Origin of the sequence: Stenotrophomonas sp. GD04054, assembly GCF_029836955.1 — a bacterium.
Lineage (GTDB): Bacteria > Pseudomonadota > Gammaproteobacteria > Xanthomonadales > Xanthomonadaceae > Stenotrophomonas > Stenotrophomonas maltophilia_A.
In genome coordinates this window covers 53,879-66,163 of the sequence record NZ_JAOECR010000015.1, presented here as the reverse complement: position 1 = coordinate 66,163, position 12,285 = coordinate 53,879, and the positions used below count along the sequence as shown (strand labels likewise).

Genomic DNA, 12,285 nt, shown 5'->3' with positions numbered 1-12,285 from the left:
GGCCAGCGGTAGAACCACGGCGGGCGTGGATGGGACCGGGGCGGGAGCGCTAGAGCTCCCGCTCCATTTCCACAGCGTCGATCCCGGCGCCGTGGCCATCGGGCACCACACGTGTCACCTGGAAGCCCAGGCCGGCGTAGAAGCCCTGGGTGTGCTGGCTGGTGCTGAGCGTGACGCGATTGATCGAGGGATCCGCTTCGGCCTGGCGCAGGCGCGCCAGCGCCAGTTCGCGTCCCAATCCATGCCGGTGCAGCGCGTGCTGCACCATGCCCCAGCAGAAACCGGCACTGCCATCACCGCGTCGCGACAGGCCGCCACAGGCCACGATGCGGTGGTCGCGCTCGATCACCTGGAAGGCGCAGTCCATGGCCTGCTCACGCAGGAAGCGTTCAAAGTCGCTGCGCTCTTCGGGCGCGAAGTAGGTGGGTACGTTGCTGTCGAAAATCGACAGGCAGGCGCTGGCATCTGCGGGTCGGTAGAGGCGGAGGTTCATGGGCCCACGATAGACGATCGTCAGTAGATCCACGCTACACGTGGATTCATGGGCCGGATGCCGTGCGTGTATCCCTCAGGCCGAGATTCCCGCCAGCACCGCATACATCACCACGAAGCTCACCAGGAACAGGTAGACGCCGCCGATGGCAAGGTAGCGCAACACGGTCAGCGCCTTGTTGCCGCCATACACGCGTTGCTGCATCCACAGCAGATAGACCGGGACCGCCAGCCACAGCAGGGCATACAGCCATTGGCTGGCGGCGGCGAAGGCGGGGGATGCGAGCGCGCTGCTGATGCCGGCGATGAGGAAGGTTGCCAGCAGCACCATCATCAGCCAGCAGTGGCTGTACAGCGCCACCACCAGGTGTTCCAGATAGCCCATCGACCGCGGGATGTAGGCGATGCGCAGCACCAGCGCGAACACCGGCATCAGGAAGAACAGGGCACCGGGCAATGCGGTCAGGATCGCCTGCATGTACAGATCGGTCTTGCCCCCCATGCGCTGGATGTTGGCGTTGCCGTTGTGCAGGCGCTTGTTGAGCCAGTTGTTGGCGAACCGGGGCCAGCCTGCCACCACGATGGGGTTGGTGTCAGCGTCCCAAGGTTTACCGTTGACGGTGTGGTTGAAGAAGGTGCCGGGCTCGGTCGTGGCGACCTCCTTGCTGGTGCCGGTGAGCTCGGCTTTACGCTGTGCGGCTGCCGCATTCACCGCCGCTCTGGCCATGGCGAAGCCGGCGTTGCCGGTAGCAGGTGAGCTGGCCTGCTGTTGATCGATCATCGTCAGCTGTTTCGCGCGTGCGGCCTCGACCTGTTCAACGGTGATGGACTTGGCATACAGCGAATCGCCTCCGCCCATGCGGATGTCGTCGACGTGCACGAACAGTTTGCCGATGAAGAACGTAAACAGGGTGAGGATGACGAACAGCCGCAAAGGCTGCACGTATCCGACCCGGCGGCCCTTGAGGTAGTTCTGCGTGATGCGGCCGGGAACCCAGAGATCGCGCAGCGTGCGGAAGATGCGCCCGTCCAGGTGCCAGAAGGATTCGAACACTTCTTCGATGGCATGGCCCACGTGCTTGAGCGGGTTGTGCGCCGATTGCCCGCAGCGATGGCAGTAGTGGCCCTGCAGGGCGGTGTTGCAGTTCTCGCAGTCGGCGTGAGCGCTGTCGGTCGAACTCATGGGCAATGGGCCAGGCGTCGGATGAAGGCACCTACGATAGCGAATTTTCAGGTTTCGTTCAGCTTTGTTTTGGAGTGCCAACGAGCGTGCGTAAAGCGATCAAAAGCATCCACGCGTGGCGTGGATCTACTGATGGATCTGGAGGAACAAGTCCCTCTGTTGAGGGGCTGCCCCGACAGGGGCGGGGAGAGGGGGATTGTCGTGTGCATCCATGTACCCGATCCCGATGCGCGTTGCGCCTCGGGACCCGCCTGCGGTGATCTGTCCGTGCATGTCGCGCATCTGGAGGAACAAGCCCCTCTGTTGAGGGGCTGCCCCGACAGGGGCGGGGAGAGGCCGGCAAAGGGAGGGGCCCAAAGGTTGCGCAGCAACGTTTGGGGCGAAGTGCGCGCAGCGCACTTCGCGTCCCGCGCCAGATAACTGAAAAAGGCCGCCCCTGGGGGCAGCCTTTTTCAGTTATCTGGCGGAGAGAGGGGGATTCGAACCCCCGAAGCGCGGTTTAGACGCTTACACACTTTCCAGGCGTGCTCCTTCAACCACTCGGACACCTCTCCGGATCCCTGCCATCGGCAAACGCCTCAGCAGGGGCGCAGATTCTAGCGGGCTGCGCGGCACTTCACAAGCACCCCAGTCAGGGACCTGCGAAGGACGTGCCGGAGGCGAGGGGGCTGGACAGGCATGGCACAATGGAACATCCGATGGAAAACGGTGGCCTGATGTCCTATCTCGTCCTTGCCCGCAAGTGGCGTCCGAAGCGTTTTGCCGAGCTGGTGGGCCAGGAACACGTGGTCCGTGCGCTCAGCAACGCGCTGGACAGCGGCCGGGTCCACCATGCGTTCCTGTTCACCGGTACCCGCGGCGTGGGCAAGACCACCATCGCGCGCATCTTCGCCAAGTCGCTGAACTGCGAGCAGGGCACCAGCGCCGACCCGTGCGGCCAGTGCGCGGCCTGCCTGGACATCGACGCCGGCCGCTACATCGACCTGCTGGAAATCGACGCCGCGTCCAACACCGGTGTGGATGACGTGCGCGAGGTGATCGAGAACGCGCAGTACATGCCCTCGCGTGGCAAGTACAAGGTCTACCTGATCGACGAAGTGCACATGCTGTCCAAGGCGGCGTTCAACGCGCTGCTGAAGACGCTGGAAGAGCCGCCGGAGCACGTGAAGTTCCTGCTGGCCACCACCGACCCGCAGAAGCTGCCGGTCACCGTGCTCAGCCGCTGCCTGCAGTTCAACCTCAAGCGCCTGGACGAGGATCAGATCCAGGGCCAGATGACCCGCATCCTGGCGGCTGAGGAAATCGAGGCCGACGGCAGCGCCATCGTGCAGCTGGCCAAGGCCGCCGACGGCAGCCTGCGTGACGGCCTGTCGCTGCTGGACCAGGCGATCGCCTACGCCGGCGGCGCGCTGCGCGAGGACGTGGTGCGCACGATGCTGGGCACGGTCGACCGCACCCAGGTGGCAGCGATGCTCGATGCGCTGGCCGAGGGCGATGGTCCGCGCCTGTTGCAGGTGGTGGCTGCGCTGGCCGAATTCTCGCCGGATTGGAGCGGCGTGCTGGAAGCGCTGGCCCAAGGCCTGCATCGCATCCAGGTGCAGCAGCTGGTACCGGGTGCCGCAGCGGCTGCCGAAGGCCTGGATGCGACGGTGTTCGCCGAACGCCTGCGTCCGGAAGTGGTGCAGCTCTGGTATCAGATGGCCTTGAACGGCCGTCGTGACCTGCCGCTGGCGCCTAGCCCGCGCGCGGGCTTTGAAATGGCTGTGCTGCGCATGCTGGCGTTCCGCCCGGCCGCGGCGGTCCCGCCGGTGCCGAAGTCGGTGGACAGTGCAGGCAATGCGCCGGGTGGCAATGCTGCCGGTGGTGGCAGCGGTACGGGTACCCACGAAGCGACACCGGTTGCTGCCGCCACTTCGGCAAGCCCGGCCGTAGTAGCGCAGGTGGCCGCTCCGGCGCAGGCCGCGCCGCGCGAACCTGAACCCGAACCTGAGCCGGCCCCACGACCCGAACCGGACCCGACCCCGGAGCCCGAGCCGGTTCCGGTGGAAGAGCCCGTGTCACCGCCGCCGGTGAAGGCTGAAGCAGCGGCACCGGCATCCGTTGAAGCCAAAGCGGGCGACGACCTGCCGCCGTGGGCCACCGACGAAGCCGAGGCGCGTGACGAGGCGCTGGCGGCCGAGATGGCTGGGCCGGACGCCGCCATGGTGGCGCCCTGGCATGAACCGCCAGCTCCCGTCGCGGCTCCCAGCGAGCCTGCGCCGCCCGAGCGCCCGTTCCGCACTGAAGGCATTGCCATCGCGCCGGCCGAGCCGGCCCCGGCACGTGATGCCGTGCCGCAGGACGGTGTCAGCGATCTGGCCAGCGCCGAGGATTGGCTGGATCTGGTCGCCAACAGTGGCCTGAGCGGCCCGTCGCGGCAGTTGGCCGCCAACGCCGCCTTCATCAGTTGCCAGCACGGGACCTTGAAACTGGGTCTTTCGCCCGGATTTGAATATCTGCGCTCGGAGCGCGCGCTGGCCGCCCTGGGCGAGATGCTGGAGAAGGCCCTCGGCCAGGCGCCGAAGATCGTGGTCGAGACCTTGGAAACCGAACACGTTCCGGCCGAGACCCTGCACCAGCGTGCCGATCGCCAGCGTGGCGAGCGGCAGCAGGTGGCAGAGGCTGTTTTCATGGACGATCCGGAAGTGCAGGTGCTGATCCAACAGCACGGCGCCCGGGTTGTTTCCGATTCCATCCGTTCTTTTGACGAGTAAGACACTATGCGCGGCAACATCGCCCAACTGATGCAGCAGGCCCAGAAGATGCAGGAAAACCTGCAGAAGGCCCAGGAAGAAATCGCCAAGATCGAAGTGACCGGCAGCGCCGGTGGCGGCATGGTCAGCGTGACCCTGACCGGCGCCAAGGAATGCCGCAAGGTGCGCATCGACCCGTCGCTGGCCAGCGACCCGGAGATGCTGGAAGACCTGATCGCCGCCGCCTTCAACGATGCCTCGAACAAGATCGATGCCGAGTCGAAGTCGAAGATGGGTTCGGCCACCGCCGGCATGCAGCTGCCGCCGGGCATGAAGCTGCCGTTCTGATTTTCAGCGTGGCACCCGTGTAACCGGGTGCCACGGATCCCGTAGAGTCGAGCTTGCTCGACTGTTCCAACCTTCAGTCGAGCATGGCTCGGCTCTACAAACAGCCGTCGAGCCTGCTCGACGCAATGAAAGCCTGCCGCCGTGTCCGCACCCCTGCTTGAACAATTGATCGACGCACTGCGGGTGCTGCCTGGCGTGGGCCAGAAGACGGCGCAGCGCATGGCCTACCACCTGCTCGAGCGCGAGCGCGAAGGTGGCCAGCGCCTGGCCGAAACCCTGGCGCTGGCGGTGGAGCGCATTGGCCACTGCGCGCAGTGCCGCGACTTCAGCGAAACCGAGTTGTGCCCGACCTGTGCCAACAGCAGCCGCGAACGCAGCCAGCTGTGCGTGGTCGAATCGCCGGCCGACCGCCTGGCCATCGAAAACGCCACAGGTTTCCGCGGTGTCTACTTCGTGCTGCAGGGGCGGCTGTCGCCGCTCGATGGCATCGGCCCGCGCGAGCTGGGCCTGGAGCAATTGGAGCGGCGGCTGGCCGAAGGCGAGGTGCAGGAGCTGATCATCGCCACCAGCGCCACTGTGGAGGGGGAGGCCACCGCGCATTACCTGGCGCAGCTGGCGCGCGCACGCAAGGTGCAGCCCAGCCGCCTGGCGCAGGGCCTGCCGCTGGGCGGTGAACTGGAATACGTCGATCGTGGCACGCTGTCGCACGCGTTCGGGACGCGCAGCGAATTCCGCGATTGAGCAACGGCCGGCATGGCCGGGCGCGGGCGGCCTACAATGCGGACGACATACCCGCCGAGGCCGATCATGAGCAACGAAACCCTCTTCAGCAAGATCATCCGTCGCGAGATCCCGGCCACCATCGTCTACGAGGATGACGAGGTGCTGGGCTTCAAGGACATCGCACCGCAGGCGCCGGTGCACGTGCTGTTCATTCCGAAGAACGAGATCATTCCGACCCTGGATGACCTGCAGCCGTCGCAGGCGCACCTGATCGGCAAGCTGGCGCTGGCTGCCGCCGAGTATGCGCGCCGCGAGGGCTTTGCTCAGGACGGCTACCGCATCGTGATGAACTGCCGCGAGGATGCCGGGCAGACCGTGTTCCATATCCACATGCACCTGCTGGCCGGTGCGCCGCTGGGGCACTTCGGTACCCCGGGGCGTTGAAGCCCCTATCCACGCATGGCGTGGATCTACCGTATCCCGGCGTGGATGGAAAAGGCCGCCCGAGGGCGGCCTTTTCCGTCATGCCTGTGCGGTGACGATCACCACCAGCCCCAGCGACCATAGCCGCCCCAGTACGGGCCATACGGGCTCGGGCCCCACGGGCCATAGGGGTAGGGCACCACGTCGACCTGACGCTGTTCCGGCCACAGGTAGATCACATCAGCCGACAGCTTCGGCAGGCGGTAGTCGTATTCGCCGATGCGGGTGTTCTGGTAGCCGTCGATCTTGCCGATGAAGGTCACGTCACGACCGGCTTCGAACACCGCCGGGTCGTAGAAGCCGGCACGGCAGGCGATGAAACGACCGTCGCTGGCATCGGACGAAGTGGTGTTCGGGCGGCCACTGCCATTGAGCGGGCGCGAGATGATCTGGAAGCAGGTCTCGCCCTGGCCGGGCTTGGTTTCGATGATGCGACCGCCCCAACGGACCGGCGTGCCGACCTGCTGGGTAGCGACTGAATCGCGAGGGGAGACCAGGCTGAACTGTCCCTGCAGCGGCTTGGGGGCCGTGGCGCAGGCCGACAGGGCCAGCGTGGCCACAGCGGTGAGAAGGAACTTGGTGTTCATGGGGAGGCTCCGGAAGTCGGGCGATGCCTGCGCAGGTCCCGCAATAATGAAGCGAGGTCGGTGCAAGTTCCAGCGTAACGCGCATCAGCGAAACGCTGGCTGAGCGCGAGCAGGGCCGGGTCAGGACGCTGCCGGTGTACGCGCTGTGCCCAGTCCTGGGCGGTTTCGTGCGGTTCACGGGCCAGGCCGAGGCGGGCGTAGCGCCGGCCGAGCCGGTGCCAGGCGCGCAGCAGCGGGTCGCGTTCGCGCTCGCCACGGGCCAGCAGCCAGGCCATCCACGCCAGCGCCAGCAGTGCGGCCACCACGAAGCCAGCGACCAGCTGCCCGGGGCCCAGATCGTCCAGCCCGAACGGCTTGAGCAGCTGTTGCTGGCGGCGCGCATCGAACGACAGCACCAGGTCGTTCCAGCCGCGGCGCAGCCAGTCGCCCAGCTGGCCCAGCTGCAGCCAACGCTGCTGCAGTGGCGTGTCCGTGCCGGCCTGCAGGCGGTCATCCAGTGTGTCCAGGATGCGTTCCGGTGCCACGGCTGCGGTCGGGTCGACCCGGACCCAGCCGCGCTGCGGCAGCCACACCTCGGCCCAGGCGTGGGCATCCATTCGCCGCACTACCCAGTAGTCGCCGATGCGGTTGCGGGTGCCGCCGGCGAAACCGGTCACCACCCGCGCCGGGACGCCGGCGTTGCGCATCAGCACCACGAAGGCCGAGCTGAAGTGTTCACAGAAGCCGGCCTTGTAGCCGAACAGGAACTCGTCGATCGGGTCGCGTCCCGCCGCAGGGGTGTCCAGCGTGTACGAGAAGTCGGTGGTGATCCACTGCAGCGCGCGGCGCACGATGGCCTCGTCATCGCTGCCAGCCTCCTGTCGCCATTGCTGCGCCAACGTGGCGGTGCGCGGGTTGAAGCCGGTCGGCAGCTGCAGCGTCGCGCGGCGCAGATAGGGCGACAGCGTGCTGTCGAAACGCAGGGGAGGGGCCGAATGCAACCGCCAGCGGCTGAGCGAGGCCAGCGGGCGTTCGCTGCTCAGGCTCATGTCCGCATCCAGCATGCTGCCTGCAGGCGCGCGGCTGGGCAGGTCCAGCGCCACCAGCTGGCGGCGGTCGGTCGGCTCGTAGTCGATCTGGTAATCCCAGCCCTGTGTACTTGCTTCAACCACCGCAGCAGGCCGCCGCGCGCTGGCGCGGTCGCGTGTCCAGCGCCGTCCATCGAAGGCTGTCAGTACAGGGCCGCGCCAGTAACGCTGCGCCGGCTCGGGTGGAGTGCCGAAGAACTGCACGCGCAGCGCCGGGCTGTCGTCGGCCATCAGGTCCAACCACTGGCCGGGCTCCATGCTGTCGGACAACCCCGGTGTACCCACGGCGCGCTCGGGAACACCCCACAGTGGTGTGGCCAGGCGCGGGAACAGCCAGAAACAGGCCAATGCCAGCGGCAGGCCGATCGCCAACAGGCGGCCGACACCATGCAGCTGCCCGCGCAGTGGCAGGCGGCCGGCATGACCTTCATCCTGGGCCAGGCGTTGCAGCGCGATCAGTGCGCTGCCCCCGGCCAGCGCGGCCAGCGCGGTTGTCAGCGGTCCCTGGTCGAGCAGGAATGCTGCAAAGGGCGAGAACAGCGCGAAGCCGAGCAGGCTGCGGGCATCACGCAGGCTGCGCAGCTCGCTGGACTTGATCGCCAGCATCGCGGCCAGCAGTGCGCAACCGGTATCGCGCCCGGGGCGCACCATGCCCATCTGCCAGACGATGGCGCCGAGCATGCCCAGCACCAGCAGCAGGCGTACCGGCATCGGCAACACTGTCCGCCACGACAGGGCGGCGGTGATGATCGCCGCCAGCGCGATCACACCAGCCAGCAGTGGCGGCAGCTGCAGCAGCAACGGTAACAAGGCCAGCGCCGCGCTGGCCAGGGTCCAGTTGCGGGCATTGCGATCGAGCAGGGCGGGGGTCTCAGTCATGCGGCATCAGCGCCAGCGCGCGCAGGCACAGGTGATGGTGGCTGGCGCCCTGACCGGGCCCGAACGGCGGGTGTGCAGGCAGCAGCAGGGTGTAGCGGCGGCCCTCGCGCTCGGCCACATCCACCCAGCGCGCCAATCGAGCGATGCGTGCTTCATGGCCCAACGGCGCCAATGCGCGCCAGTCGAGGATCACTTCGATGCCGACCGGCTTTTCGTACTCGCGCACCAGCAGGCTGTCGCGGCGAGCCGAGTGCTTCCAGGAAATGCTGCGCGGCGCATCGCCAGCCCGGTAGGGGCGCAGCTGATGCAGTTCCTCGCCGCTGGCATGGGCGCGGGTGTGCAGCGGATCGCTGCCGCTCTCCGGCAGTGCAGGCGCCACGGCTTCGGCCAGCGGGTAGACCAGCAGCGGCTGTTCCGGCCACACCCACGACCACGCCCGCACCAGGCCCAGCGGCTGGGTGGTGGACAGTCGGATGCGCGGCAGTTCCAGCCAGCCACGGCGTTCGCTGGGAACGTCCAGTTCCACTTCGCCACGGCCGTGCGCAGGCAGCGAGGTCCAGGCGTTGCTGTCACCCAGCTGCAGATGAAGGCCGTGCCGCGCACGCGGGTCACGCAGTGAGAGGTCCACGCGCAGACGCAACGGTTGCCCGGCCGCTACCGGCTCGGCGGAGATCGCATCGATCTGCACGCCGGACAACTGGAGATGCGCGGCAATGGCACTGGCGATTGCTGCTGCCGCGAGCAGCAGGGCCAGCAGCAGCGCCGGGTTGTTGTTGTAGTTCAGTGCGCCCAGCAGCATGGCCGCCAGCAGGGTGGCAACGAACAGGCCGAAGCGGGTGGGCAGCACATAGATGCGATGGCGGTCCAGCCGCCTCGGCAAGGCTTCGGGCCTGCGTGGCCGAGCCAGCAGCTGCATGCGTGCCCAGCGTGTGGCCACGCTCAGTCCACCGCGACGGTCTGCAGGATCGCGCGCGCCAGTGCCGGACCCGAACTGGATTCGGCTTCCGCCACCAGTCGGTGACCGGCCACCGCCACGAACAGGGTCTGCACGTCTTCGGGCACCACATGGCCGCGCCCCAGCAGCAGTGCATGTGCCTTGGCCGCGCGCAGCAGCGCCAGGCCCGCACGTGGCGACAGGCCCACGCGCACACCGGCATGCTGGCGGCTGCGGGTCAGCAGCGCCTGCACATAGTCGATCAGCGCGTCGCTGGCATGCACCTGGTTCACTGCGTCGCGCAGCGCGCGCACCTGGGTGTCATCCAGTTTCGGTACGGCACGCGCGATCAGGTCGCGACGGTCGCTGCCACGCAGCAGCTCGCGCTCGGCCTGCGCGCTGGGGTAACCCATCGCCAGCCGCAACAGGAAGCGGTCCAGCTGCGAATCCGGCAGCGGGAACGTGCCGGACAGATCCACCGGGTTCTGCGTAGCGATCACGAAGAAAGGATCGGGCAGGGCATGGGTCTGTCCATCCAGGGTGACCTGTTGCTCGGCCATCGCTTCCAGCAACGCGCTCTGCGTGCGCGGTGGTGCGCGGTTGATCTCGTCGGCCAGCAGTACGTGGGTGAACACCGGGCCGGGGTGGAACTGGAACTGACGGCTGCCGGCTTCATACACCGACACGCCCAGCACATCGGCGGGCAACAGATCGGAGGTGAACTGCACGCGCTGGAAGCTGAGGCCGAGGCTGCTGGCCAGCGCATGCGCCAGCGTGGTCTTGCCCAGGCCGGGCAGATCTTCAATCAGCAGGTGACCGCCGGACAGCAATGCGACGAACGCCAGCCTGACTTCCGGCACCTTGCCCAGTACCAGTGCGTTCACCTGATCCTGTGCCTCCCGCAGGGCCTGACGCAATTGATCGGTTAGCATGCTGGGGTTGGGGGACGAAGCTGGCATGATCGTCTCAGATCTGGAATCCACTCGATTATCCATAGAGCAATGCAAGGCGAACAGCGCGCACGGACGATATTTCTCTGGTTATGGACGCTGGTCACAGCGGCCAAGCTGATCGTTGCCGCGCGCTTGCCGCTGTTCGTCGACGAAGCGTTCTATTGGCAGGAAGGCCAGCATCTGGCCGCGGCCTATTCGGATCTGCCCGGGTTGACCGCCTGGCTGGCCCGCCTGGGCGTGGAGCTCGGCGGTCATCACGTGCTTGCGCTGCGCCTGCCGTTCCTGGCCATCGGTGCGCTGTTGCCGCTGCTGGTGGTGCGCACGGCCACGCGCTGGTTCGGCAATGTGGCGGGTTGGCAGGCGGGCAGCCTCACGCTGTTGATGCCGTTGTCGGCGACGCTGGGCCTGCTGGCGGTACCCGACGTGCCGATGGCGCTGGCGGCGGTGATCTGCCTGCACGCCGGTGCGCGCCTGCTGCACAACGTGGATGCCTCCTCGGCGATGAAGCTGGCGCTGGGCCTGCTGATCGGTGCGCTCAGCCACTACCGTTTCATCGGTGTCATCGGCGTCGGTTTCATCGCGCTGCTGGCATTGCCGCAGGGGCGGCGCATGCTGGCCGATCCGCGCGTATGGGTCGCACTGGCGGTGGGCGTGCTGGCATGGCTGCCACTGCTGGCGTGGAATGCGGACAACCACGATGCCGGTCTGAAATTCCAGGTGGTCGAGCGTCATCCCTGGGCCTTTGAATGGGGCGGGCTGTGGTTCCTGGTGATCCAGCCGATGCTGGTGACGCCGATCCTGTGCATGGCGATGTGGAAGGTGGCGCTGGCAGGAACCCGGAGCGGTGGCGGTGCGCGCGTGCAGTGGCGCTATTTCGGCCTGGTGGGCGGCGTATCCACACTGGGCATTTTCGTGCTTGGCTTCTTCACTGACGTCGAGCGGATCAGTTTCCATTGGCCGCTGCCGGGCTACCTCGCACTGCTGGTGGCGGTGCCGGTAGTGCTCAACGGCTGGCCGCGCTGGCTGCGCCGCACCGGCTGGTGGCTGGCAGGCGCGGGCATGGTGCTGGCGTTCGGCTACTACCTGATGGCATCCACGCCGGCACTGCGCGAGCAGATGGCCGGCAGCAAGTACTACCCGCGCAATTTCGCTGGCTGGCAACCACTGGCCGTAGCGGTCCATGAAGAGCTTCGGCAGATGCCGGAAGGGACGCGCGTGCTGGCCGGCAACTTCAAGGTCGGCGCCGAACTGGGCTTCCAGCTGGGCAATGGCAACATCGAGGTGCTGCCGCATCCGCTCAATGACAAGCATGGCCGCACCGCGCAGCTGGCACAGTGGGGCCTGCTGCATGAGGGCGAGCGCACGGCGCCGATGCTGCTGGTGCTGTCACCCAGCGACCAGCGCTATCGCGAACTGCTGGAGCGCTATCACGCCATCTGCGATCAGGTGGGGCCGATGCCGGCGCCACGCGTGGTCAGCAGTGATCACGGGTTCCAGCGCTTCCTGTTGTTCCGCCTGCCGGTGCAGCGCGCGGAAGGGCCGTGCGTGACGCCGGCGATGGCGTGGCTGGATGCGCCGTCCAATGGCGAGAAGGTGTCCGGCACGTTCGCGATCAAGGGCTGGGCGTTCAAGGATGGCGTCGGCCTGGCACGCGTCGAAGTGCTGGTCGATGGCCGTTCCATCGGTGACGCCCGCTATGGGCGTGTGTTCGACGTGCGCCCCGTGTGGCCGGACAGCACCGATCCGCAGCACCCGGCGGTGGGCTTCGACGCATCGCTGGATACCACCACGCTGGCGCCGGGCAGGCATTGGCTGGGCCTGCGCCTGTATGGCCGCGATGGCAGCGTGGAGCAATGGCAGGAGCAGCCGTTCGAGGTCCGTTGAGGCCTCTGCTTTTGTAGGGT

Annotated in this window: 11 protein-coding genes and 1 tRNA gene; 5 read left to right on the top strand and 7 right to left on the bottom strand. The window is 67.2% G+C overall.

Going from position 1 to position 12,285, the window contains the following annotated elements:
- Positions 1 to 49 precede the first annotated feature (49 nt).
- From N7573_RS09545 to N7573_RS09535, 3 genes are all read right to left on the bottom strand, one after another.
- A complete protein-coding gene (locus N7573_RS09545; protein ID WP_182267333.1) occupies positions 50 to 493 on the bottom strand; it encodes a GNAT family N-acetyltransferase in 444 nt (147 codons plus the stop codon).
- Between the two features lie 75 nt (positions 494 to 568).
- Positions 569 to 1,675: a DUF3667 domain-containing protein gene (locus N7573_RS09540; RefSeq protein ID WP_279913349.1), complete on the bottom strand. Its 1,107-nt coding sequence runs from the start codon at positions 1,673 to 1,675 to the stop codon at positions 569 to 571.
- A 461-nt stretch (positions 1,676 to 2,136) separates the two neighbouring features.
- A tRNA-Ser gene (locus N7573_RS09535) sits at positions 2,137 to 2,229 on the bottom strand.
- Positions 2,230 to 2,373: 144 nt separating this feature from the next.
- On the opposite strand from N7573_RS09535, the gene dnaX reads away from it, so the two are divergent.
- From dnaX to N7573_RS09515, 4 genes are all read left to right on the top strand, one after another.
- Complete coding sequence (gene dnaX, locus N7573_RS09530; RefSeq protein WP_279914028.1) at positions 2,374 to 4,428, top strand: DNA polymerase III subunit gamma/tau; 2,055 nt, start codon at positions 2,374 to 2,376, stop codon at positions 4,426 to 4,428.
- Between the two features lie 6 nt (positions 4,429 to 4,434).
- Positions 4,435 to 4,755 (top strand): YbaB/EbfC family nucleoid-associated protein, encoded by a 321-nt coding sequence (locus N7573_RS09525; protein WP_004154630.1) that lies wholly within the window; start codon positions 4,435 to 4,437, stop codon positions 4,753 to 4,755.
- 141 nt (positions 4,756 to 4,896) lie between these two features.
- Positions 4,897 to 5,496, top strand: a complete 600-nt coding sequence (recR, locus tag N7573_RS09520) for a recombination mediator RecR (protein WP_032127775.1) — start codon at positions 4,897 to 4,899, stop codon at positions 5,494 to 5,496.
- A gap of 66 nt (positions 5,497 to 5,562) precedes the next feature.
- Positions 5,563 to 5,922, top strand: a complete 360-nt coding sequence (locus N7573_RS09515; RefSeq protein ID WP_014646179.1) for a histidine triad nucleotide-binding protein — start codon at positions 5,563 to 5,565, stop codon at positions 5,920 to 5,922.
- Positions 5,923 to 6,020: 98 nt separating this feature from the next.
- Here N7573_RS09515 and N7573_RS09510 read toward each other — a convergent pair whose 3' ends face one another.
- Genes N7573_RS09510 through N7573_RS09495 form a run of 4 tightly spaced genes read right to left on the bottom strand, consistent with a single transcriptional unit; the run spans position 6,021 to position 10,387 of the window.
- Positions 6,021 to 6,548: a Slp family lipoprotein gene (locus tag N7573_RS09510; RefSeq protein ID WP_032127773.1), complete on the bottom strand. Its 528-nt coding sequence runs from the start codon at positions 6,546 to 6,548 to the stop codon at positions 6,021 to 6,023.
- Positions 6,545 to 8,494: a DUF3488 and transglutaminase-like domain-containing protein gene (locus N7573_RS09505; protein WP_149908909.1), complete on the bottom strand. Its 1,950-nt coding sequence runs from the start codon at positions 8,492 to 8,494 to the stop codon at positions 6,545 to 6,547. The genes N7573_RS09510 and N7573_RS09505 overlap by 4 nt, the downstream gene beginning before the upstream one ends.
- A complete protein-coding gene (locus tag N7573_RS09500; protein WP_164171388.1) occupies positions 8,487 to 9,410 on the bottom strand; it encodes a DUF58 domain-containing protein in 924 nt (307 codons plus the stop codon). Before N7573_RS09500 ends, N7573_RS09505 begins: the two co-directional genes overlap by 8 nt.
- Before the next feature lie 23 nt (positions 9,411 to 9,433).
- Positions 9,434 to 10,387, bottom strand: a complete 954-nt coding sequence (locus N7573_RS09495) for a MoxR family ATPase (protein ID WP_032127770.1) — start codon at positions 10,385 to 10,387, stop codon at positions 9,434 to 9,436.
- 42 nt (positions 10,388 to 10,429) lie between these two features.
- Here N7573_RS09495 and N7573_RS09490 point away from each other — a divergent pair, with 42 nt between their 5' ends.
- Entirely contained in the window at positions 10,430 to 12,265 is a 1,836-nt protein-coding gene (locus tag N7573_RS09490) for a glycosyltransferase family 39 protein (RefSeq protein WP_032127769.1), read from the top strand.
- Positions 12,266 to 12,285: the final 20 nt, after the last annotated feature.